Below are 22,661 nucleotides of genomic sequence, written 5' to 3' on the forward strand. Positions count from 1 at the left end.
CCCGCCGCCGTCCGCTGCCGTCCGCCGCCGCCCGCCCGCAGCCCGCCGCCGTCCGCTGCCGTCCGCCGCTGCCACCCCGCCCCGCGCGGCGGCCGGTGCGCTAGCTCACCGGGACCGTGCCGTCGTACACGTGGTCCGGGGTCACGATCCCGGTGATCGCCCGGGCGAGGAGCGTGCTCGGCTCCTGGCCCTGGTAGCTGATGTCGGTGTTGATCAGGAGCACCAGGGTGGCCTTCTCCACGGGCAGGTGGACGGTCACGCTCTCGTAGCCCGGTAGCGAGCCGTTGTGCCCGATCCATCCGCCGGTCTCGAAGATGCCGAGGCCGTAGGCGGTGCCGGGGAAGCCGGTCGGCAGCACCCTGAGCCGCTCCGCCTGGGTCCTCGGGCTGAGCAGCGTGCCGGTGGCGACGATCTCCGCCCAGCGACGCAGGTCGTGCAGATCGGAGATCATCGCCCCGGCCGCCCAGGCCCAGCTGGGGTTCCAGTCCGTGGCGTCCTCGACCGCGCCGCTCAGCGTCTGGTCGGTGTAGCCGTGCGCGTGCGGCTCGGGGTACCCGGCCCCGTTCGGGAACAGCGTGCGGCGCAGCCGGGCCGGGCGCAGCACCCGCTGACGGATGAAGTCCGCGAGGCCGAGGCCGCCGACCTTCTCGATCACCAGGCCGAGCAGGACGAGGTTGGAGTTGCAGTACTGGAACGTCTCGCCCGGCTCGGCGGTGTTCGGGTGCCTGAAGCCGTACGCGAGCAGCTCCCTCGGGGTGAACGAGCGGGCCGGGTCGCTCAACAGCGCCTGCGCGAAGTCCGGGTCCGCGCTGTACGAGAAGAGGCCGCTGCGCATCTCGGCGAGCTGACGCAGCGTGATCCGGTCACCGCACGGCACGCCGTCGACGTAGGCGGAGATCGGGTCGTCCAGCCGGATCCGACGTTCGTCGACGAGCTGGAGCAGCGCGGTGACCGTGAAGGTCTTGGTCTCGCTGCCGATCCGCATGAGGAGGTCGGTGGTCATCGGCGCGCCGGTGGCGGTGTCGGCGACACCGGTCGCGCGCACGTAGCTCCCCCTGCCCGGCAGCCAGAGCCCGGTGATGACACCCGGGATGCCGGCCTGCCGGCGGATGTCCTCGACGGCCTGGTCCAGCCGGGCCGTCAGCTCGGGGTCGAGGCCGTCCGGTGGGCACTCGTCCTCCTCGTACGGACCGGTGGCGAGCGCCCGGGCGGCCGCGGCCGGGGTGGCCGCGATCACGGCCGGCACGGACGCCGCGAGCAGCGTCGCGGCGAACATACGGCGGGAGAGGATACGGCTCACGTCGGGGCGCCTCTTTCGGATCGGGGGCTCGGACGGCAACGTCACCACCCGGCCCCCCCGCCGGGGCGTCCGTCCGGTACGAGCTCCGGCGAGTCCACTCGTTCGGAGCCACCCGCGTACCGCGTCGGCCCCGGCCCCTTCCGGCCCGAGGCGGCCGCCCGGGGTGGCGCGGCGCTCCCGCCGCACCGGCTCGGCGGCCCGCAGCTCACCCCACCGCGCGCGGCAGTCGCAGGCTCAGGGCCAGGATGGTGAACGAGCCCAGCAGCTGGACGCCGAGGACCAGCGCCAGCGCGTGCGCCATGCCGAGGACGGGGGAGAGGGCGAGGTAGAGCGTGCCCAGGGTGGCCACGCCCAGCGCCAGGCTGGACTGCTGGCCGGTCGCCAGGACCCCGCTGCCGACACCGGCCCGGTCCGCCGGGATCTTGGAGAGCACCACCCGGAAGAGCGGAGTGCCGATCAGGCCCTGGCCGATGCCGGCCAGCGCGACCCCGGGGGCCATCCGCAGCGGCGAGAAGTGCGTCCAGTCGGTGAGCACGGTCGCGGCCAGGACGGCCAGGCCGAGGGCCTGGACCACGGCGCCGGCGGTGAGCACCCGGCTGCCGAAGCGGCCGATCAGCCGCGGGCCGGCCAGCGAGGCGCAGAAGTAGCCGACCGCCATCGGGACGAGTGCCCAGCCGGCCGCGACCGGCCCCAGGTGCAGCCCCTGCTGGAGGGCGACGGCGACCACGAACATGAAGCCGCCGAACCCGGCGAAGTACGGCACCGCGATGCCGAGTCCGCGCCGCATCTCGGGGATGCGCAGCAGCGACGGCGGCACCAGCGGCATCCCGCCGGTGCGCTCGGAGCGCCGCTCGACGGCGACGAACGCGGCCACCAGGAAGGGGAACAGGGCGAGCAGCAGCCAGGTCCAGAGCGGCCAGCCCGCCGCGCGGCCCTCCATCAGCGGGACCAGCAGCGCCAGCAGGGAGGCGGTCAGCAGGGCGGTGCCGGGCACGTCGACCCGGGCGGCCTGCGGGGCGCGGCTCTCCGGCACGTACCGGACCGCGAGCACCAGGGTGACCAGCGCGAACGGGACGTTGAGGAGGAAGACCGAGCGCCAGCCGGTGCCGAAGAGGTCGGCGGCGACCAACATGCCGCCGAGCACCTGTCCGATCACCACCGAGAGTCCGCCGACCGCGCCGTAGACGCTCAGGGCCCGCGCCCGGCGGGCGCCGCCGGTGGCGGCGGTGATGGTGCCGAGCACCTGGGGGATCAGCAGCGCGGCCGAGGCGCCCTGGGCCGCGCGGGCGGCGACCAGGGTCCAGGCGCCGGGGGCGAGGCCGCAGGCGAGCGAGGTCAGGGCGAAGGTGGCGGCGCCGACGACGAACAGCCGGCGGCGGCCGAAGATGTCCCCGAGCCGCCCACCGAGGACGAGCAGCACCGCGAAGGCGATGCCGTACCCGGCGGCGACCAGCTCCAGGACGGCGGGGCCGGCCGCGAGGTCGCGGTCGATGGTGGGCAGCGCGACGTTGACGATGAAGAAGTCGAGCATCGGCAGGAACGCGCCGAGCAGGACGGTGACGAGGCCCGCCGTGCCGAGGGTGGTCGCGGACGCGGGTGCGGGCAGGGCTGCGGGGCCGGCACCGGGGGTGGCGGTGGGCCCGAGGAGCGGGGCGGCGGTGGCCTGGACGGCTTCGAGTTGCTGGGTCACGGGTACCACGATGGGCTTCGCGTTAGCCTGGTACCAGAGTGTGGTTATCCAGGTATGAGAAGTACCTGGCAACCGGCTGCGTTCAGGCGCATGCTTGGTGCCATGAGCCTGAGCACCACGACCGGCAGGACCTCCGGCAGCGCGGCCGACTCCCGTCGCCACGACCTCGCCGCCTTCCTGCGCAGCCGCCGCGAGCGGATCTCACCCGAGCAGGTCGGCCTGCCCGCCACGGGCCGTCGGCGGACCCCGGGCCTGCGCCGCGAGGAGGTCGCGCAGCTCGCCGCCGTCGGCGTCACCTGGTACACCTGGCTGGAGCAGGGCCGCGACATCCAGGTGTCCGCCCAGGTGCTGGACGCGGTCGCCCGCTCGCTGATGCTCGACCCCAGTGAGCGGGCCCACCTCTTCGCCCTCGCCCAGGCGGACGACCCGTCACCGGTGCTCGACTGCCCGACGGTGAACCCCGCCTTCCGCGCGATGCTCGACCAGATGGGCCCGCTGCCCGCCGCCGTCCTCAACAGCCGCTACGACGTGCTGGCGCACAATCGCGCGTACGGTCATCTGGTGGGCGACCTGGAGGCGCTGCCGTTCGAGGACCGCAACCTGATGTGGCTGGCCTTCACCGAATCCCGCTTCCACGACGTGCTGGTGGACGTGGAGACCGAGCGCGAGGGCATGGTCGCGCGGTTCCGCTCCGCGATGGCCGACCACGGCGCGGAGCCGGTCTGGAAGACCCTGGTGGCCCGACTCGGCCAGGTCTCACCGGACTTCGCGGCCTCCTGGGAGCGCCACGAGGTGGAGCGGCCCGGCAGTGGCATCAAGCGCTTCCAGGTCCCCGGGGTGGGCCTGCTCAGCTGCGACTACACCAGCCTGTGGCTGGGGCCGCGCCCGGGCGCCCGGATGGTCGTCTACACCCCCCGCTGCCAGGAGACCCGGGCCCGGCTGGAGCTGCTCGCGGAGCGGTGACCGCGTCGGGCCGCCGGCTCCGTCCGCCGCCGGGTCGCAGCCCGAACTCCTTCCGGCGGTAGGGGTCGTGTCCACGCGGGTCCGCTCGCAGGGGGGCCGTGGCGGGGCGTCAGACCTCGGCGGGGAGCGCCGCGCCGACGGGTGTGGCGGCCGGGTCGTCCGCGAGGCGCCGCGTGCGCAGGATCCCGTGGCCGACGAGCGCGGCGGCCGCTCCGGTGAGCGTGAGGCCCGCGATCGTGACCGCCTGCTGGAACTGCGCGGTCTGCTGCGCGCTCCAGTGCGACGTGGCGATGTCGCCGGTGAACAGGGCCGCGAGGACGGTGCCGGTGACGGCGATGCCGATGCCGGAGGTGACCTCGGTCGCGGTGTCGACGAGGGCCGCGCCGATCGTGGTCCGGTTCTTCGGCAGGCCGCGGAGCACGTTGACCCCCGCGACGACGCCGACCACCCGCATTCCGGCGGCCACGAGCACGAGCGCGACCGCGACCCACCCGTAGCCGAAGCCGCCGAGCAGGCTGTAGACGGCGAGCCCGCACACGACCGCAGCCGCACTGAGCCACGCGGCCCGGTCCAGGCCGACCCTCTTCACGAACGGACCGATCAATGGCCCGGCTGCGACGAGGACGACGACCTGCGGCAGCATGCCGACGGCGGCGAGCGCGGGCGGCCAGCCCCAGTCGAGCTGGAGCTGCAGCGTCACCAGGTAGCCGAGCCCGGCGGTGGCCAGCCCGGCGGCGGCCTTGAACGCCAGGCCGCTGGACACCCGGGGGTGAGCGACGAGCCCGAGGTCGAGGAGCGGGTAGCGCGCCGAACGCTCGCGGAGCACGAAGAGCACCGCCGCCACGAGGGCCGCCGCGGTGGCCGCCCACGGGATCCACGCTCCGGCGCCCTCGTCCACGAACAGCGTCGGCACGACGAGTGCGAGCACGATCGTCGCCGTGCCCAGCACCGCCCCCGCGATGTCCACCGGATCGCGGTGAAGATCGGCCGCGACGTCCGCCGCGATGCCGAACCGCACACCGATCGCCGCGAGCACGGCGATCGGCACGTTCGCCAGCAGCAGCACCTGCCACGGCGCGATCGCGAGCACGAGGCCGCCCACGGTCGGGCCGATCGCGAGCCCGACCAGGCCCACGGTCGTGATGAGGGTCGTCGCGCGGATGCGCAGGCCGTCCTCGTCGAACAGCCGGAAGGCCAGCGCCATCGATCCCGGCGTGGTCATCGCGGCGGCGACCCCCATCGCCACCCGGACCGCGATCAGCTGTTCCGCGCTGGTGACGAAGGCGGTCGCCAGGCTCGCCACGCCGAGCAGGATCAGCCCGACGAGCATGATCCGTCGGCGGCCGAACCGGTCGGAGATCGCGCCGAACGCCAGCATGAGCCCGCCGAACACGACCGAGTACGCGCCCGTCATCCACTGCAACGCCGTTGTCGAAGCGTGCAGTTCGCGGCCGATCGTGGGCAGTGCGACGTTCAGGATCGAGTTGTCCAGCATCTCGAAGAGAAACACCGCGGACAGTCCCGCCAGGGCCACCCACGCCTCCCGCAGCGATCGGGGGGAGCGCGGCGGTGCGGTTTCCTCACGCATCGGGAGCTCCCTTCGGGTGGTGCTCCCGGCGGTGGCCGCGCTCGGACGGCCGCGTCACGGCGCGCGTCCCGGCGGTGCCGCGTCGCGCCGCCGCCCTGCGGGCCCTGGGTCGCCGCGGCGCGAGGCGTTCCGGCCGTTCGACCGCGTCGCCCCGGGTGGCGGCCGGGGCCGGTCGTGCGGTGGCGAGTAGTCCGGTGGGAGCCGCCTCGTTGACAATGACCATGGTCTGTTCGGAGGACATGCCACTAGGTTATGTCACTAAGTTTAGTTACACAAGAAAGTGGGATCGGATGCCCAGGACGGGAGAGCGCGGCGGGCCGCAGACGCGTGCGAGGATCCTGGACGTCGCCAGGCGGTTGTTCCTTGAGCGCGGGTTCGACGCGGTCACGGTCGCCGAGGTCGCGCGGGAGGCCGGGGTGTCGAGCGTGACGGTCTTCAAGCACTTCCCGCGCAAGGAGGACCTCTTCCTGGACCGCGAGGTCGACGCCGTGGAACTCCTGCGGTCGGCCGTGCGCGACCGCGCTCCGGGTGTCGACGTGCCGGCCTCACTGCGCGAGACGACCCTGCGCCTCGTCGACGCCCGTCACCCGCTCTCCGGCGTCGACGCCCGGTCCATCCCCTTCCTCCGGACGGTCGCGGCCTCGCCCGCGCTGGTCGCGCGCGCGAGGGAGATCGCCTCCGACCTTCAGCGGATCCTGGCCGAGGAGCTCGAACGCGACCCGACCTTCGAGGGCGACCGGACGTTGCTGGCCGCCTTCTTCGTCGCGGGCTACCGGGCCGTGCTGGTGGAGACGGCGGGTCGCCTCATCGCCGGAGAGTCGCCGAGCGCCCTGCTGGACGACCACCGTGCGCGCTTCGAGCGGCTGTTCGTCGCCCTGCGCAGCGGGGTCGCCCCCGACCGCGGGGGCCGGGAGGCGTCGGCCGGGTAGTCGGTGCTGCGGCACGCCGCGCATCGCCCGGCGTGGACGGATCGGGCGGCGGCGCAGTGCCCGCTCGCCCACGGCGTGGCTCAGGCGGCGCCGAACTCGCCGGTGGCGGTGGCGGTGACGAAGGTCTGCCAGGCGGCGGCGGGGAAGAGGAGGGCGGGGCCGGTGGGGTTCTTGGAGTCGCGGACGGGGAGGACGCCGGGGATGCCGGAGCCGACCTCGATGCAGTTGCCGCCGTTGTCGCTGCTGTGGCTGCTCTTGTGCCAAGTGACCGGGAGAGTGGTCGCGTTGCTGGTCATGTCAGCTCCTTTGCGGTGGCGGCGATCAGGTCGACCGACGCATCGGGCGGCAGGGCAACGGCCGTGAGGAGATCATAGGCGCGCCCGGCGGCCTTCAGCTGGGCGGGATCGGCCAGGATCTGACCCTGCAGAAACCCGTCCACATAGACGACACTCGGGCCCTCGTCGAGGGTGAGGGTGGCGAACGGGCCACCGACGCCGGCGTGAACGCCGGCGCTGAGCGGGATCACCTGGATGACCGTCCGGGGTCGGTCCGCTGCCGCGACCAGGCTTTCCAGCTGGGCCCGCATCATGGCCGTGCCGCTGGGGCGCCGGCGCAGCACGTTCTCGTCGAGGACGATCCAGAGTTCGGGTGCGTTCTTTCCGTCCAGGATGTGCTGGCGCTGCAGTCGGGCGGCTACCTGCTCCTCGACCGTTTCCCTGTCCAGCCGCCTGGCGGCCAGAATGGCCCGCGCGTAATCCTCGGTCTGGAGAAGTCCCGGCACTACCTGCACTTCGTACGACCGGATGACCGAGGCCGCCTCCTCCAGGTCCACGTACGGCCGGAACCAGGTCGGGTAGGCGTACTTGATGACCAGTGGCCACAGTCGCTGGAAGTGGTCCACGGTCTCGAAGACCGCGTCCGCCACCTCGGACAGGTCCTTCGTCGGCAGCCGCCGTCCCGCCTCGATCTTGTTGAGGAGCGACGGCGCCATGTGCGCCTGCCCCGCCAGCGCACGTTGTGTCAGGCCCGCCGCCTCGCGGCGCCTCCGCAGATCCGTCGCGTAGAACGCGAGTACGGATGAAGAGGGGTCAAGTGTTTCGGCATATGCCATGGACGGCTCCAAATCCATTGACATTCAGGGAAGTCAACGCCGCATCCTGCCGACCGGCGGTCTGTACAGCAACGATAGCGATAGAAAAGCAGCGGGAGGTCCGATCCGGCCTTCTGCTCACGTCATCCGATGAAGGGGCAGCCCGGCCATGCACGGTGCCGTCTGGCATCCCGAACCCGGCGTAAGCGTCGCCGTCGTCCCCCCTGACTGGGAGATCACCGACCCGATGGCGCCTCGCTGCCGGGCGGAAGTGGTCGATGTGGTGGACGACTTGGTGACCGTCCGCGTTCTCGGGCACCTGCGCCTGCGGCGGTTGCACCAGGTGGCGCCGTGGACGGGCCCGGATCAGACACAGGATCAGGAGGAGGGCGGGCGATGAGCGCTCGGACGGAGAAGTACCGGCCCCGGCGGGGCGAGACGGTGCGGGATCACCAACACCTCCGGAACGGCGTCTACATGGACACCCGGGGCGGGCAGGTCTATCTGCGGCCCGAGGGCGGCGGTGTCGAGTGGACGGTGCGGCCCGAGCACATCGGGCCGGTGGCCGGCGGGCACCCGGCGGAGAGCGGCGGTGCGAGGTGAGGCGCCGGAGCCCGGTCCGGCCGGTGGGTGCGGTCCTCGCGGCCGCCGTGGTGGTCCTCGGCAGTACGGGGCTGGCGGGGCTGGCGGTGGCGGTGGTGTGGGGCGGGCCGCCGGGGACGACGGCGCTGGTCGCGCTGCTGACCTTCGCGATGGCGATGATGGTCGGCGTCTCGGCCTGCGAACCGGTGACCCGGCGGGGCGCGCCCACCGTCCAGGGGGAGGGCGGCCTGGTGTGCCAGGAGGAGCGAGTGCTGCCGACGACGCGGCTCGCGGCTCCGGCTCCGGCCCCGGCCCCGGCCCCGGCCGTCCGGCGCCCGCGCCAGGGGCACGGCGGTTGTGCGGCCTTCGGGGAGCGTGGGCGGTGCTTCGGCTGCGTCCGGCTGAACGAGGTCACCGAGGTCGGGGTACTGACCCGTGGGGGTGTGCCGGTGCCGGTGCGGGTGTGCGGCGACTGCCTGTCGCACCTGGCGGACTGGCATGCGGCGGAGGCCGCCAGGAGTGGGGCGTCGCGCGCCGCTCCCGAGCCGCACCTCGTGTGGTGACCACGGGCCCGACGCGGGTGGACCGCACTCAGGAGGCGAGTGCGGGCGCGCCGCGCGGACGCGCCTGGGCATGCCGTATCGCCCGGCTGCTGAGCGAGGTCAGCTGCCACGAGGTACGGCTGACGGCGGGCCCCGCCGGGTACCGCCTGACGCTTCCGGCTCCGGCCGACCCGATCGTCCAGGGCGCCCTGCTGCCCGTGCTCGGTGCCGCCGCGCGCTGGGGGCACTCCAGCCGCAGCGGGCTCTGGTGCGAGATCGACCCCTGAGCGCGGCACCCGGTCGAACCGGGCCGCACGGCCCGGCCCCGCCCCGTCGCGCGCAGTGCGGCCCACGCCGGCGTCAGGCAGGCCACCGCCAGCGGCAGTTCGGCGAGCAGCGCCATCGCGAGTGCCACCGACAGCTCCGTGCCCGGCGCGGCCGTCCGCACGTCGACCAGGGCGTCGGCGGTGAGCAGCAGCGCGGCGACGGCGGCCGCCGGAGCCGCCGCCCGGTGGCCGCGCCGGAGCAGTCGGTCGGCGGCGGCCAGGAAGACGAACTCCAGGGCGTCCAGGACGATCCAGGCGGTGTCCTCGCCACAGGCGATCAGCACGACCAGCCAGGGCAGCAGCGCGAGGGCGGCCGCCCCGGGCAGCCGCTCGACCGGGAGCAGCCGAGGACGCGGGAGCACCGTCCGGACGGTCGGCGCGAAGGCACTCACGCGGCGCCGCCGGACGTACTGCCGGTCGCACGGCCGTCCGCTGTGCCGGAGGCCGCCCGCGCCCGGCGCAGCCGGAGCCGTTCGGCGGCGGCGCCGCCCTGGGCCGCGTCCTCCCGGACCGTCACCGCCGCGAACCGCCCCTGCGCCCAGGCCAGCCAGAACGCTCCCGAGACCGGGACCACCGGAGCCCGCCGCCGCACCGGCCGCAGCCGTCCGCCGGTGAACTCCACCACCGGCGGCGCTCCGCCGCCGGCCGGGAGCCGTCCCCAGGCCAGCGCGAGCGGACGGCCACCCGTGGTGCAGCGCCGTGCGCCGCTCAGCAGGTGCGGGCCGAGCAGGGAGGCGACCACCACGTCCAGCAACTCGCCGTGCTCGTAGACCTCCAGTGCGGGCCGTCCGCGGCCGGTGCCGCGCACCGACCAGGGGCCTTCGGGCGCGGCCGGGGTGCGGCCCTCCGGGTCGGCGTCGAAGGCGGTCCCCGTTGTCGTCGTCATGCCGTCAAGACTTCCGGAGCGGAGCCCCGATGTCGGTGGCGCGACCCACCGAGCCCAGGGTGTACCCAGGTACACCCCGGGAGTGCAGCCCCCTTCATGGCCGGGCATGATCACCCGGCCCTAGGCTGTCGGCCATGTTCTCCACCGCGCTGCGTCGAGCGCTCGCCAGGAGCGCCGCGCGGGCGCCGTGGTCGGCGACCACGTGGCGCGACACGCTGTTCGTGTCGGCCGGTGCGGTGCTGAGCGTGCCGGTCTGGATAGCGGCGGTCATCCCGGAGCTGTTGGTCCCGATACTCGCGGCGGTGCTGCTGCTGATGGGGCTGCTGACGCTCGCCCAGCGCAGCCGGATGCGGGCGCTGCGCGGGGTCGAGATACCACGGCTGCCGCGCGGCAGCCGCAATCCGCTGCGGCGGCTGCGCTCGGAGGCGGTCTGGCGGCAGGCCGCCCACCACCTGCTGCTGGCACCGGTGTTGGCCGCCGGGGCGGTGGCGGTGCTGTACGCCTGGGGAGTCGGCCTGGTGGCCGTCACCCTGTACGGCTGGGTCTGGCTGATGCCGGTCACCAGCCCGGTGCGCGGCGGGGGCCGGCTCCTGCCGGATCTGCTGATCACCGTGGGCGGAGCCGTGCTGCTGCTGCTCGCGTCCTGGGCGGTCGGCCTGCTCGCGGCGCTGGACGAGCGCACCACTTGGGCGATGCTCGGGCCCAACCGGGCGCAGACGCTGGCGCGCCGGGTGGAGGATCTGGCCGAGAGCCGGGCGGGGGTGGTGGACGCCGCCGACGCCGAGCGGCGCCGGATCGAGCGTGATCTGCACGACGGCGCGCAGCAGCGGCTCACCTCGCTCGCGATGAACCTCGGGCTGGCCCGGCGCACGCTCAAGGACGTCCCGCCCGAGGTGATGCAGGTGATCATCGACGCGCACGAGGAGGCCCAGGCCGCCATCGCGGAGCTGCGCGACCTGATCCGGGGGCTGCACCCCGTCGTCCTGGAGGACCGGGGCCTGGACGCCGCACTGTCGGGCATCGCCGCCCGGGCACCGCTGCCGGTGCGGCTCGACGTGGACCTGCCCGGCCGGATCGCGCCGACCGTCGAGGCGGTCGCGTACTTCACCGTCTCCGAGGCGCTGACCAACGTCGCCCGGCACGCCCGCGCCTCCAGGGCCGACCTGTCCGTGCGCGCCCGGGGCGGGCGGCTGCGGATCGTCATCACCGACGACGGCGTCGGCGGGGCGGACCCGTCCGGCGGCAGCGGACTGACGGGGCTGCGCAAACGCGCCGCCTCGGTGGACGGCACGCTGGCCGTCCACAGCCCCCTCGGGGGCCCCACCACCATCACCGTGGAGTTGCCGTGCGAGCTGTGATCGCCGAGGACTCGGTCCTGCTGAGGGTCGGCCTGGTCAAGGTCCTGGAGGCGGTCGGCTACGAGGTGGCCGCCGCCGTCGGCGACGCCGAGGAGCTGCTCGCCGCCGTCGAGGAGCACGCGCCGCAGGTGGTGGTGACGGACGTGCGGATGCCGCCCGGCTTCACCGACGAGGGCGTCCGGGCGGCCCTGCTGATCCGGCGGCAGTGGCCCGGCGTGGCCGTCCTGCTGCTCTCCCAGTACGTGGAGGAGCGGTACGCCGCCGACCTGCTCTCCACCAACACCAGTGGGGTCGGCTACCTGCTCAAGCAGCGGGTCGCCAACGTCGACGACTTCGTCGACGCGTTGCAGCGGGTCGCCGAGGGCGGCACCGCGCTCGACCCGGAGGTGGTCGCCCAGCTGCTGGTGCGCCGGCACAGCGATCCTCTGGAGAAGCTGACCCCGCGCGAACGGGACGTCCTCGGCCTGATGGCGGAGGGCCACTCCAACGGAGCCATCGCGGCGTCCCTGGTGGTCAGCGACAGCGCGGTGGCCAAGCACATCAACTCGATCTTCACCAAGCTCGACCTGCCGCCGGCCGACGCGACGCACCGCCGGGTGCTCGCGGTGCTGCGCTTCCTGGAGGTCGGGTAGTGGTGACGGCTGACGAGGCCGCCGGAGAGCGGCGGTGGTGGCGGCCGGTCGGCGGGCTGGTCATGGCGGTGGTGATCGTCCTCGCCGGCTCGCAGGCCTGGGCGGCCCTGGTGCAGCAGCACTTCTCGGGCGCCAAGGTCTACGAGCAGCAGGCCCGGATGCTGGTGCTGGACACCGGCACGGCGCAGGTGACGGTCCAGCCGGGGCCGCCGGGGCGGGTGACGGTGCGCCGCGATCTGGACTGGACGCTTCGCAAGCCGGTGGTGTCGATGCTCTGGGAGGGCGACGTGCTGAGCGTCTCGGTGCGCTGCGGGTCGCTGCCGGTGCACCTCGGGGACGTCGGCTGCGACGCCCGGATCGGCATCGAGGTGGCCCCGGGGACGGAGGTGAGCGGCCGGAGCACCTCCGGGAGCACCGAGGTGCGGGGCCTGACCGGTGACGTCCGCCTGCGGACCACCTCGGGGGCGATCCTGCTGTCCGGGCTCGGCGGCCAGATCTCCGCGCGGTCGACCTCGGGCCTGATCCGGGGCCTCGCGCTGGCCGGTCCGCAGGTGCAGGCGTCCACCGACTCCGGGGAGCTGCGACTGACCTTCGCCCGCCCGCCCGACGCGGTCACCGCCTCGGTGGGCTCCGGCGAGATGGGCATCGTCGTGCCCCCGGGATCGCGGTACCGGATCAGCGGACACTCGGTTTCGGGCAACCGCAGCATCGACCCGGCGCTGGCCGATCCCGCCTCACCCCGGAGCATCGACGTGGCGGCCGGCTCGGGAACGGTGGGCATCGCCCTCGCGGACGGCTGAGCACCGGATCCGGCGGCGCCGGCGCCCGGTGTCCGGCCGGCCGCCCGGGCAGCGGGCCCGGTGGGGGAGAATGGGGAGCCCGACCCGTACCGCCGCGACCGCCTAGCTGCCGAGGATGAGCCCCGCATGACCGCCACGCCCGCCCCCACCACCGCCCCCGCTGCTCCGGCCACCGCCCCCGCTGCTCCGGCCGGCGCCGGGTTCGCGCCGCTGGCCATCGGCCCGATCACGGTGTGGCCGCCGGTGGTGCTGGCTCCGATGGCGGGCATCACCAACGCGCCGTTCCGGACCCTGTGCCGCGAGCAGAGCGAGGGCGCGCCCGTCGCGCAGGCCCCCGACGAGGCCGCGACGGCGGCGCGGACCGGCGCCGTCCGTGGCCTGTACGTCAGCGAGATGATCACCACCCGGGCCCTGGTGGAGCGCAACGCCAAGACCCTTCAGCTGATCCACTTCGACCCGGGCGAGAAGCCGCGCTCCATCCAGCTGTACGGGGTGGACCCGGTGACCGTCGGCAAGGCCGCCCGAATGATCGCGGACGAGGACCTGGCCGACCACATCGACCTCAACTTCGGCTGCCCCGTCCCCAAGGTGACCCGCAAGGGCGGCGGCTCGGCCCTCCCGTACAAGCGCAACCTGCTGCGGGAGATCCTGCGCGAGGCGGTGGCGGGCGCGGGCGGGCTGCCGGTGACCATGAAGATGCGCAAGGGCATCAACGACGAGCACCTCACCTATCTGGACGCCGGGCGGATCGGCGCCGAGGAGGGCGTCTCGGCGATCGCCCTGCACGGGCGGACCGCCGCGCAGCACTACGGCGGCACGGCCGACTGGTCGGCGATCGCCCGGCTGCGGGAGTCCGTCCCGGCGCACATCCCGGTGCTGGGCAACGGAGACATCTGGTCGGCCGAGGACGCCGTCCGGATGATGCGCGAGACCGGATGCGACGGCGTGGTGGTCGGGCGCGGCTGCCTGGGCCGGCCGTGGCTGTTCAAGGACCTCGTCTCGATCTTCGACGGCGAGGTCGACCCGGCCCGCCCCGCCTTCGCCGACGTGGCGCGGGCGATGCTGCGCCACGCTCAGCTGCTCGGCCAGTGGATGGGGGACGAGCAGCGCGGCGTGGTGGACTTCCGCAAGCACGTCGCCTGGTACACCAAGGGCTTCTCGGTCGGCTCCGAGCTGCGGGTGAAGCTGGCGAACTCCAGCTCGCTGGCCGAGCTGGGCGAGACGCTCGCACTGGTCGAGCCGACCCAGCTGTGGCCGGCCGGCGCGGACGGCCCGCGCGGGCGGACCAGTGGCAACAACCGGGTGGTGCTCCCCGAGGGCTGGCTGGACGATCCGTACGACTGCACCCTGCCCGGCATGGACGCCGAAATGGACACATCCGGCGGATGATGAGGACGATCCGGCAAAGTCACCTGCGTGCGGGTCACTGCCGGACCGGCCCAGCCCTCTTGGACAACCTGGCCAAGGGGGCTCCTTTCGGGCCTGTTCCGATCACGGAGAGAACTCATTTCTGGACACAGTGCGACGATCGGCCGAGTCCGCCTACGCATGACAGGTGAGATGCGCCCGTGACCCTTGCCACATACAGTGGCGACTGACGCACGGTCAGCATCCGACCGGGCCCGTCGAGGGGTGAATCGCCTTCCGAAGGGGGTCGGCGGGGTATCGGGTGATACGGGTCCAGGAAATCAAGCCGGGGCAACACGGCGGGCGGTGGACCATGACGCTCTGTCCGCTTCCTGTGATCTTCGTGTTTCGATGCCTTCAAGAATTGAATGAACGCTCGCGTCAGGAGGACGATTTCACCACCAGAGGTGAACGTCCTGGCGGGCATTCGATCTACCGGGTTACCGCTGGGTACTGGCCTCGTACGGCCCATTGGCAGCGCGACAACGCCTTCGAAATGGGTATGTTCAGCGGCGTCAGGGCAACCGTGTGCGAGGAGACCGACCCGTGCCGTCCCAGCAGAAGTTTGTTTACTCCTTCACTGAAGGAAACAAGGACCTCAAGGATCTTCTCGGCGGTAAGGGCGCCAACCTCGCCGAGATGACCAACCTGGGCCTCCCCGTCCCTCCGGGGTTCACCCTCACCACCGAGGCCTGCAAGGTCTTCCTGGAGACCGGCAGCGAGCCGGCCTCGCTCCACGCCGAGGTGAGTGCGCACCTCGACGCCCTGGAGCAGGAGATGGGCAAGAAGCTCGGCCAGGCGGACGACCCGCTGCTGGTCTCCGTCCGCTCCGGCGCCAAGTTCTCGATGCCCGGCATGATGGACACCGTGCTGAACATCGGGCTCTCCGACGCCTCGGTGCTCGGCCTCGCCGCGCAGTCCGGCAACGAGCGCTTCGCCTGGGACTCGTACCGCCGCCTGGTGCAGATGTTCGGCAAGACCGTGCTCGGCGTCGAGGGCGACCTCTTCGAGGAGGCCCTCGACGAGCTCAAGCACGCCAAGGGCACCGCCGACGACCTGGCCCTGGACGCTTCCGACCTCCAGGTACTGGTCGAGACGTTCAAGGCGATCGTGCTGCGCGAGACCGGCCGCGAGTTCCCGCAGGAGCCCCGCCGCCAGATGGACCTCGCCATCCACGCCGTCTTCCACTCCTGGAACGGCGACCGGGCCCGGCTCTACCGCCGCCAGGAGCGGATCCCGAACGACCTGGGCACGGCGGTCAACGTCTGCAGCATGGTCTTCGGCAACCTCGGCGAGGACTCCGGCACCGGCGTCGCCTTCACCCGTGACCCCTCCACGGGCGCCGTCGGCGTCTACGGCGACTACCTCTCCAACGCCCAGGGTGAGGACGTCGTCGCCGGCATCCGCAACACCCTGCAGCTCGCCGAGCTGGAGCAGCTGGACAAGAAGTCGTACGACGAGCTGATGGCGATCATGCACAAGCTCGAACTGCACTACCGCGACCTCTGCGACATCGAGTTCACCATCGAGCGCGGCAAGCTCTGGATGCTGCAGACCCGGATCGGCAAGCGCACCGCCGCCGCCGCCTTCCGGATCGCCGTCCAGCTGGTCGACCAGGGCCTGATCGACCTGGACGAGGCGCTGCACCGGGTGACCGGCGGCCAGCTCGCCCAGCTGATGTTCCCGCGCTTCGCCCCCGACTCGACCTCCAAGCAGGTCGCCTGGGGCATCGCCGCCTCGCCCGGCGCGGCGGTCGGCAAGGTGGTCTTCGACTCCTACACCGCGGTGAAGTGGTCGCGCTCCGGGGAGAAGGTCATCCTGGTCCGCCGGGAGACCAACCCGGACGACCTGGACGGCATGATCGCCGCCGAGGGCATCCTCACCTCGCGCGGTGGAAAGACCTCGCACGCCGCCGTGGTCGCCCGCGGCATGGGCAAGACCTGTGTCTGCGGAGCCGAGGAGCTGGAGGTCGACACCAAGCGCCGCCGCTTCACCACCGCCGACGGCAAGGTGGTCGAGGAGGGCGACGTGGTCTCCATCGACGGCGCCAGCGGCAAGGTCTACCTCGGTGAGGTCCCGGTCCTGCCCTCCCCGGTGGTGGAGTACTTCGAGGGCACGCTGCACGCCGGCGCCGACGTCCAGGGCGGGCTGGTCCAGGCCGTCCACCGGCTGATGTCGCACGCCGACGTACGCCGCCGCCTCGCGGTACGCGCCAACGCCGACAACGCCGACGACGCGAACCGCGCCCGCCGCTACGGCGCGCAGGGCATCGGCCTGTGCCGCACCGAGCACATGTTCTTGGGCGAGGAGCGCCGCAAGGAGGTCGAGCACCTGATCCTCGCGGACAACGACAAGGACCGCGAGGTCGCGCTCGGCACCCTCCTGCCGCTGCAGAAGGACGACTTCGTCGAGCTCTTCCAGGCGATGGACGGACTGCCCGTCACCGTCCGGCTGCTCGACCCGCCGCTGCACGAGTTCCTGCCCGACATCACCGAGCTGTCGGTGCGCGTCGCCCTCGCCGAGGCCCGCAAGGACCCGAACGAGAACGACCTGCGCCTGCTCCAGGCGGTGCACAAGCTGCACGAGCAGAACCCGATGCTGGGCCTGCGCGGCGTGCGCCTGGGCCTGGTCATCCCCGGTCTGTTCGGCATGCAGGTGCGCGCCATCGCGGAGGCGGCCGCCGAGCGCCGGCAGGCCGGTGGTGACCCCCGCCCCGAGGTGATGATCCCGCTGGTCGGCACCGTCCAGGAGCTGGAGATCGTCCGCGACGAGTGCGAGCGGGTGCTCGCCGAGGTCGCCTCGTCCACCGGCGTCAACCTGGAGATCAAGCTCGGCACCATGATCGAGCTGCCCCGGGCCGCCCTGACGGCCGGCCAGATCGCCGAGGCGGCCGAGTTCTTCTCCTTCGGGACGAACGACCTCACCCAGACCGTCTGGGGCTTCTCCCGCGACGACGTGGAGGCCTCGTTCTTCACCGCGTACCTGGAGAAGGGCATCTTCGGGGTCTCCCCGTTCGAGACCATCGACCGGGACGGCGTCGGCGCGCTGGTCCAGCACGCCGTCGAGGCGGGCCGGGCCACCCGCCCCGACCTCAAGCTCGGGGTCTGCGGCGAGCACGGCGGCGACCCCGAGTCGGTGCACTTCTTCCACCAGGTCGGGCTGGACTACGTGTCCTGCTCGCCCTTCCGGATCCCGGTGGCGCGCCTGGAAGCGGGCCGCGCCGCCCTCGAAGCGGCGGGCAGCGACTCACGCTGAGGCGGGCAGCCCCGGCAGCCAGGCATCGGCCGCCGGAGTGCCCGACCGCGTAACGTGGGTCGCTGACCGCATCCCCTCCCCCCGGGGAGGGGCGTACACCGGAGCTCGGCGCAGGAGAACCGGCGTACGTGGAGCAGTTGGGGCGGGAGCGGACAATGGCGTCCGCCCCCGTCCCGGCCGCATGCTCTGCGCCGATCGGGTGATGACCGCACCCCGGTCGGACCACCCGCCCGGCACTCCCGGCAAGCTGGGGCCATGACCGGCCGAAACCGCCTGATCGCCGTCGCCGTCCTGCTGGTCTGCGCGATCGCCGCCGCAGCCGCCTACGCCCTCACGGATCACCAACGGCCCGCGCGGGCCGGGGCCCCGGCCTCACCGCCGACCGGGTCCGTCCTCGCGGCATGGATCCCGCACGACCCCGGGCTCGCCGACATCTGCCGGACGGCGCTGCCCAGCCAGGCCCGGGACACCCTCGCCCTGATCGCCCGCGGCGGCCCGTTCCCCTACCGCTCCGACGGCGTGGTCTTCGAGAACCGCGAGAGCCGGCTGCCCCGGCACCGCACCGGCTACTACCACGAGTACACCGTGGTCACCCCGGGCTCGGCCGACCGCGGCACCCGGCGGGTGGTCACCGGCGGCGTGGGCGAGCAGTACTGGACGGGCGACCACTACACGAGCTTCCAGGAGATCGACGCCCGCTGCTGACGCGGTGTCCTGTGCCGGCGCGGCGTTCCGTGCCGGCTCGGTGTCCTGTACCGGCTCGGTGTCCTGTGCCGGCTCGGTGTCCGCGCCGCCCGGGTGCGGTGGCCGCGGCCTCGGGGCGGCGCCGATCGATCCGCACCATCCGGCTGTGCCACGTGTCGGCGGCCACAGTCCGCAGCGACGGCGATATTCCGGCTGGGAGCCTTGTGCGTTCCGGTACTCTTCGGTGATCGTCAGTGGTGGGGGGACGAAGAAATCGTGCGCATGAGGCGCATCGTGTGACGGTGCCCGCATCCTGGCCCATCTGCTGCCCGCCGGGCCCGGGGCCCGCACGTTCCCACGAGGTTCTCTTGCACAAGCGCCGAAGATTCGCCGCTGTCGCCGCCGCGGTCACCCTGGTCTCGATCGGGGCACTGCCGACCGCCGGAGCGGCAGCCGCCGCCCCGGTCGCGTCCGCCTCCGCCGGAGCCCCCGCGCTGACGACCGACTCCCCCGTGTCGGTGGGACTCGCCGGTGGCCCGGCCGAGTTCACCACCGGGGCCGCCCCGGTCGAACTCACCGCCACGTTCACCAACCACGCCGATCACACGGTGACCGCCCAGGCCCAGTTCGTCATCGCCGACGTGAACTCCGGCATCCTGGAGTCCGAGGTGGCGCTGCAGGTCCAGGCGCCGGGCGCGCCGTGGCAGAGCGCCGTGCTCCACGCCGGCGCCAACGTCGGAGCCGCCTTCGAGCTGACCCCCGGGGACAGCCGGATGTCGCTGAACGCGGGCGAGTCGGTCGTCTACCGGCTGCGTCTCTCCTTTGTCGCCGGCGCCCACACCGGTGTGGCCACCGCGGCACTGAGCACCGCGGTGACGGACCCGTCGCTGCCGCCCGAGCAGCGGGTCTCCAACCCGCGCGACAACGGGATCCGCTTCACCGTCGTCGCCCCCGGCGGGCCCGCCGATCCGATCGCCCCGGCCGCTCCGACGCTCGACGTCGAGGGAGTGCCCGCCGTGATCGTTGCCGGGGCGTCCCCGCAGACATTCAGGGCGACCGTCACCAACCACAGTGGCAGGGACCTCCGGTTCCTGCCCTCCCTGGGACTGCGGGCGACGGGCCCGCTCACCGTCCCGCAGACCCACGCCGAGTTCCAGGACGCCGGCGGTGCCTGGCTGCCCGCGAGCGAGGACGCGTCCGGCGGGCCGAACGACGGCCGGCTCACGCTGCTCCTCAAGACCGGGGACAAGAGCACCGACGTCGTCGAACTGCACGACGGCGAGTCCCGGACCATCGCCCTGCGGCTCGCCTTCGCCGCCGACGCCCCGCTGGGCGCGGCCTCGGTGGCCCTCACGGGGTGGAGCCTCGCGCTGGGCAACTCCACCGCCACCCCGGTGGAGGCCGGCAGCGCGGAGGCGGGCTTCATGCTCGTCGCCGCCACCGGCACCCCGACGGCGTCACCGCCCGCCGGGGTCGTACCCGCTCCCACGGTGACGGCCACCGTGACGGCCACGGCCACGGCCACGGCCTCGGCGCCGGGTTCGCCCCCGGCCCCGGCGGCGACCGTCGTGGCGCAGGCCGCCGACCTGGCGCACACCGGTGGCGCCTCCGGCGCCGTACCGCTCGCGGTCGGCGGTACGGCGACCGCCGCCGTCGGCGTGGGGATGCTGGTCGGCCTGCGGCGCCGTCAGGGCGCCAGGCGGACCGGCGCCTGACGCCCGCTCCGGGGAGGCGTCAGCACGGCACCTCCCCGGAGCAGGCGCCGGGCGGCCCCGCGCCCCGGCGCTGCCCGGCCGCGGCCGGACGCCCGCGATCTGCGTCGGCGGCGCCCGTGCGCCCGCCCGCAACGGCCGCGCGACGGGTCGGGCACGGAGCACCGAAAGGCCCAGCGGGTGATGTGCTCAGTCTGAGAAGATGGCGTCGATGACAGATCCCACTCCCGAATCCCGCTGCTCCCTCGACTCCCTCCACGGCCTCTCCGTCGGCGACGCCCTCGGTGCGCAGTTCTTCGTCCCCGGCACCGCCCCGCACCTCGCCGCCCGCACCACCCCGCCCGGCCGCTGGCCGTGGACGGACGACACCGAGATGGCCTGCTCGGTGCACGCCGGGTACGCCGAGCGCGGCGCCGTCGACATCTTCGACCTGACCCGGTCCTTCGCTCTGCGGCACGACTTCGACCGGGGCTACGGGCCGGCCGCCAACCGGCTGCTGCGGCTGGTCCGGGAGGGCGGCGACGCCGGGCGGCTCGCCGCCGAGCTCTTCGACGGCCAGGGTTCCTACGGCAACGGCGCCGCGATGCGGGTGGCACCGCTGGGCGCGGCCTTCGCGGCCGACCCGGCTGCGGCCGTCCGCCCGGCCGCCGACACGGCCGTGATCACCCACACGCACCCGCAGGCCGTCGACGGCGCCATCGCGGTCGCGGTGGCCGCCGCCCACGCGGCCCGGGCCCGTACCGAACCCACCACCCCGGCGGCCTTCCTGACGGCGGTTCGCGCGCTCACTCCCCGCGGCGCCGTCCACGACGGCCTCGGCGAGGCGATCGCCCTGCTCGGCGAGAGCGATCCGAGGGCCGCCGCCCGGGTGCTCGGCAACGGCAGCCGGGTCAGTGCGGCCGACACGGTGCCGTACGCGCTCTGGTGCGCGGCCCGCCGGCTCGACGACTACCCGGGCGCGGTCTGGGACGCCGTCACCGCCGGCGGGGACGTGGACACCACCGCCGCCATCACCGGCGGCGTGGTCGCCGCGCACACCGGCACGGCCGGCATCCCCGCCGACTGGCTGGCGGCCCGCGAGCCGCTGCCCGACTGGGCCGCTCCGGCGCCGGGCGGCGTGGCGTCGCCCGCCTCCGTCGGGGGCACCCTCTCGCCGTTGCAGCTCCCGCGCCCCCACCCGGTGCCGGACGTGGTGTGGACCCCGGCACAGTGGCAGCGCGTCCGCCACGGCCTGCGCCCTCGGGAGATGGAGCAGAAGTGGGTCTCCTACACCGGTGAGGGCGTTCTCCACCTGCACCGCAGCTGGACGGGCTTCGCCATCTGGGAGGTGGCCGTCGCGTCCGTCCGGGGCGGCGGTGTGCGGCCCGTGTCCGCGCTGGTGGAGGCCCACCCCGAGCGGTACCGGGGCGGCACCGACCCCGAGATGCTCGGCCACGTCCTCGGCCTGGCCGCCGCCGGCTACCGCTGACCGGGCGGCCGCCCTCGGCCGGTGGGGCCGCCCGACGACCGGCCGGTGGGGCCGCCCGGCGACCGGGCGGCCCCACCTCGGCCGCTACGCGGGGATCAGCTGCCCGCTGCCGCCGCCGTGTCTGAGGCACTCCTGGTTGATCGCCCGGTCCGGGGCGCTGGGCGAGGTCGCCGCGGCGATCCGCAGTTCGATGATGTCCCGCACGGCGGGCCACTCCTCGTCCAGGATCGAGTAGAAGGCCGTACTGCGCACGACGCCGTCCAGGCCGCGCGAGTGGGCCCGGCGGACGCCCTCGCAGGTGGCGCCGAGCCGCTCGATGGCGGTGCGCGAGCGCTGGTTGCGGGCGTCGGCGCGCAGGGAGATCCGCTGGACGCCCCACGCCTCGAAGGCGTGTCGCAGCATGAGCAGCTTGGCCTCGGTGTTGATGCCGGTGCCCTGGGCCCGCGGCGAGAGCCAGCTGTTGCCGATCTCGGCGGCGTCGGGCACGGCGGTGGCCGGATCGCCGAACGGGATGCCGGGCACCGGCGGCCAGACCAGCGGGCCGCGCCAGTAGTCGAGTTCCAGGAAGCGGGTCGAGCCGACCACCCTGCCGTCGGCGAGGTTCACCGTGGCGAAGGGCAGCGAGCGGCCGGCCGCCTGGTCGGCGAGGGCGCGGGCGATGTACTCGCGCGCCGCCTCCGGACCGTGCGGCACGGGGGTGAAGTCGTAGGTCGTACGGTCCTCGGCGCCGGCCTGGGCCAGTGCTTCGGCGTGGTACGTGGCGAGGGGCTCCAGCCGGACGGTGCGGCCGTTGAGGATGACGGGTACGGGCACGGAACCTTCGGTCCTTCGGCGGTCGGAGGGGGACCTCGCGCCGGGTGCGGCGCGGAGGACGACTGGACGATTCGCCCCGGTTCCGGGGGCGCCGACCGTTCCGGCGTACGCCGGAGAGCCCGGTTCGTACGGCGGGGGCGGCGGCCCGGAATCGGGCAGCGCGGTGCCGGAACGGACACGGGTCGACGGACCGGTCCGGCTGGACGAGCGAGGGGACAGTGTGTGTCCGCGAGATGGCCGAAGAGGTAACGGGAGCGCGAAGGAAGCAGGCGGCCAGATGAAGGCAAGGTGCGTCGTGTGGGCTGACCCCTGCAGCGGTCCGGGACGTGGTCAACGGCGTTACCGACGACGAGACGACGACGCGACGATGCGAGGCAGCGAGAGGACGATACCTGCGAAAAGGCGGTGCGTCACTTCGCGGCGCGCGATTGGGGGCGCGTGAGTCCTCGGCGTACGCCGCGGCGGCCCCGCACGGGCCGTGCGAACGCCCCCGTCGGCTCGGCCGAGGGGGTGTGACCAGCGGCTTTGCGAGGAGGTGCGATGATTCTCGCGTCGCGGGCGGACCGGTGAAAGTTCTCCGGAGGTTCCCAGGACGAAGCACGGCCGCAACGGGAATTCCGACGGCGTCCGGCACGC

22 protein-coding genes are annotated in these 22,661 nt (G+C 73.7%); 13 read left to right on the plus strand and 9 right to left on the minus strand.

What is annotated here, in order from left to right; all coding sequences use genetic code 11:
* Positions 1–100 precede the first annotated feature (100 nt).
* Both OG823_RS23730 and OG823_RS23735 read right to left on the minus strand, forming a co-directional pair.
* Positions 101–1,276, minus strand: a complete 1,176-nt coding sequence (locus OG823_RS23730) for a serine hydrolase domain-containing protein (protein WP_371484633.1) — start codon at positions 1,274–1,276, stop codon at positions 101–103.
* 229 nt (positions 1,277–1,505) lie between these two features.
* Complete coding sequence (locus OG823_RS23735; RefSeq protein WP_371481641.1) at positions 1,506–2,990, minus strand: MFS transporter; 1,485 nt, start codon at positions 2,988–2,990, stop codon at positions 1,506–1,508.
* A gap of 102 nt (positions 2,991–3,092) precedes the next feature.
* On the opposite strand from OG823_RS23735, the gene OG823_RS23740 reads away from it, so the two are divergent.
* Positions 3,093–3,953 (plus strand): helix-turn-helix transcriptional regulator, encoded by an 861-nt coding sequence (locus tag OG823_RS23740; protein WP_371481642.1) that lies wholly within the window; start codon positions 3,093–3,095, stop codon positions 3,951–3,953.
* A gap of 109 nt (positions 3,954–4,062) precedes the next feature.
* Here OG823_RS23740 and OG823_RS23745 read toward each other — a convergent pair whose 3' ends face one another.
* Together OG823_RS23745 and OG823_RS23750 are read right to left on the minus strand one after the other, a co-directional pair.
* Entirely contained in the window at positions 4,063–5,541 is a 1,479-nt protein-coding gene (locus tag OG823_RS23745; RefSeq protein ID WP_371481643.1) for an MFS transporter, read from the minus strand.
* Positions 5,534–5,782, minus strand: a complete 249-nt coding sequence (locus OG823_RS23750; RefSeq protein ID WP_371481644.1) for a hypothetical protein — start codon at positions 5,780–5,782, stop codon at positions 5,534–5,536. Before OG823_RS23750 ends, OG823_RS23745 begins: the two co-directional genes overlap by 8 nt.
* Before the next feature lie 49 nt (positions 5,783–5,831).
* Here OG823_RS23750 and OG823_RS23755 point away from each other — a divergent pair, with 49 nt between their 5' ends.
* Positions 5,832–6,470 (plus strand): TetR/AcrR family transcriptional regulator, encoded by a 639-nt coding sequence (locus OG823_RS23755; protein ID WP_371481646.1) that lies wholly within the window; start codon positions 5,832–5,834, stop codon positions 6,468–6,470.
* An 80-nt stretch (positions 6,471–6,550) separates the two neighbouring features.
* On the opposite strand, the gene OG823_RS23760 is transcribed toward OG823_RS23755, so the two are convergent.
* Both OG823_RS23760 and OG823_RS23765 read right to left on the minus strand, forming a co-directional pair.
* Positions 6,551–6,766 (minus strand): DUF397 domain-containing protein, encoded by a 216-nt coding sequence (locus tag OG823_RS23760; RefSeq protein ID WP_371481647.1) that lies wholly within the window; start codon positions 6,764–6,766, stop codon positions 6,551–6,553.
* Positions 6,763–7,581 (minus strand): Scr1 family TA system antitoxin-like transcriptional regulator, encoded by an 819-nt coding sequence (locus OG823_RS23765; RefSeq protein ID WP_371481649.1) that lies wholly within the window; start codon positions 7,579–7,581, stop codon positions 6,763–6,765. The genes OG823_RS23760 and OG823_RS23765 overlap by 4 nt, the downstream gene beginning before the upstream one ends.
* Before the next feature lie 148 nt (positions 7,582–7,729).
* Here OG823_RS23765 and OG823_RS23770 point away from each other — a divergent pair, with 148 nt between their 5' ends.
* Genes OG823_RS23770 through OG823_RS23780 form a run of 3 tightly spaced genes read left to right on the plus strand, consistent with a single transcriptional unit; the run spans position 7,730 to position 8,705 of the window.
* Positions 7,730–7,960 (plus strand): hypothetical protein, encoded by a 231-nt coding sequence (locus tag OG823_RS23770; protein ID WP_371481650.1) that lies wholly within the window; start codon positions 7,730–7,732, stop codon positions 7,958–7,960.
* Complete coding sequence (locus OG823_RS23775) at positions 7,957–8,163, plus strand: hypothetical protein (RefSeq protein WP_371481652.1); 207 nt, start codon at positions 7,957–7,959, stop codon at positions 8,161–8,163. Before OG823_RS23770 ends, OG823_RS23775 begins: the two co-directional genes overlap by 4 nt.
* A 23-nt stretch (positions 8,164–8,186) precedes the next feature.
* Positions 8,187–8,705: a hypothetical protein gene (locus tag OG823_RS23780; protein ID WP_371481653.1), complete on the plus strand. Its 519-nt coding sequence runs from the start codon at positions 8,187–8,189 to the stop codon at positions 8,703–8,705.
* Positions 8,706–8,733: 28 nt separating this feature from the next.
* Here OG823_RS23780 and OG823_RS23785 read toward each other — a convergent pair whose 3' ends face one another.
* Both OG823_RS23785 and OG823_RS23790 read right to left on the minus strand, forming a co-directional pair.
* Positions 8,734–9,372 (minus strand): hypothetical protein, encoded by a 639-nt coding sequence (locus OG823_RS23785; protein WP_371481654.1) that lies wholly within the window; start codon positions 9,370–9,372, stop codon positions 8,734–8,736.
* Between the two features lie 26 nt (positions 9,373–9,398).
* Complete coding sequence (locus OG823_RS23790) at positions 9,399–9,896, minus strand: hypothetical protein (RefSeq protein WP_371481656.1); 498 nt, start codon at positions 9,894–9,896, stop codon at positions 9,399–9,401.
* 134 nt (positions 9,897–10,030) lie between these two features.
* Here OG823_RS23790 and OG823_RS23795 point away from each other — a divergent pair, with 134 nt between their 5' ends.
* The 8 genes from OG823_RS23795 to OG823_RS23830 all read left to right on the plus strand — a co-directional run bounded on the left by OG823_RS23795 (position 10,031) and on the right by OG823_RS23830 (position 21,212).
* Complete coding sequence (locus OG823_RS23795; RefSeq protein WP_371481657.1) at positions 10,031–11,254, plus strand: histidine kinase; 1,224 nt, start codon at positions 10,031–10,033, stop codon at positions 11,252–11,254.
* A complete protein-coding gene (locus OG823_RS23800) occupies positions 11,242–11,886 on the plus strand; it encodes a response regulator (protein WP_371481658.1) in 645 nt (214 codons plus the stop codon). Before OG823_RS23795 ends, OG823_RS23800 begins: the two co-directional genes overlap by 13 nt.
* A gap of 2 nt (positions 11,887–11,888) precedes the next feature.
* Positions 11,889–12,686 carry a hypothetical protein gene (locus tag OG823_RS23805; protein ID WP_371481660.1) on the plus strand — a complete coding sequence of 266 codons (798 nt, stop codon included), beginning with the start codon at positions 11,889–11,891 and terminating at the stop codon, positions 12,684–12,686.
* Positions 12,687–12,812: 126 nt separating this feature from the next.
* A complete protein-coding gene (gene dusB, locus OG823_RS23810) occupies positions 12,813–14,075 on the plus strand; it encodes a tRNA dihydrouridine synthase DusB (RefSeq protein ID WP_371481661.1) in 1,263 nt (420 codons plus the stop codon).
* A gap of 564 nt (positions 14,076–14,639) precedes the next feature.
* Positions 14,640–17,348, plus strand: coding sequence for a pyruvate, phosphate dikinase (gene ppdK, locus OG823_RS23815; RefSeq protein ID WP_371481662.1), 2,709 nt, complete (start codon positions 14,640–14,642; stop codon positions 17,346–17,348).
* Between the two features lie 255 nt (positions 17,349–17,603).
* On the plus strand, positions 17,604–18,053 hold the full coding sequence (locus tag OG823_RS23820) for a ribonuclease (RefSeq protein WP_371481663.1): 450 nt from the start codon (positions 17,604–17,606) through the stop codon (positions 18,051–18,053).
* Positions 18,054–18,400: 347 nt separating this feature from the next.
* Positions 18,401–19,747 (plus strand): hypothetical protein, encoded by a 1,347-nt coding sequence (locus OG823_RS23825; protein WP_371481664.1) that lies wholly within the window; start codon positions 18,401–18,403, stop codon positions 19,745–19,747.
* Positions 19,748–19,955: 208 nt separating this feature from the next.
* The gene (locus OG823_RS23830) at positions 19,956–21,212 is read left to right on the plus strand and encodes an ADP-ribosylglycohydrolase family protein (RefSeq protein WP_371481666.1); all 1,257 of its coding nucleotides are present in this window, start codon (positions 19,956–19,958) and stop codon (positions 21,210–21,212) included.
* A gap of 84 nt (positions 21,213–21,296) precedes the next feature.
* On the opposite strand, the gene OG823_RS23835 is transcribed toward OG823_RS23830, so the two are convergent.
* Positions 21,297–22,025 carry a GNAT family N-acetyltransferase gene (locus OG823_RS23835; RefSeq protein WP_371481667.1) on the minus strand — a complete coding sequence of 243 codons (729 nt, stop codon included), beginning with the start codon at positions 22,023–22,025 and terminating at the stop codon, positions 21,297–21,299.
* Between the last annotated feature and the right edge of the window lie 636 nt (positions 22,026–22,661).

Source organism: Kitasatospora sp. NBC_00315 (genome assembly GCF_041435095.1).
Lineage (GTDB): Bacteria > Actinomycetota > Actinomycetes > Streptomycetales > Streptomycetaceae > Kitasatospora.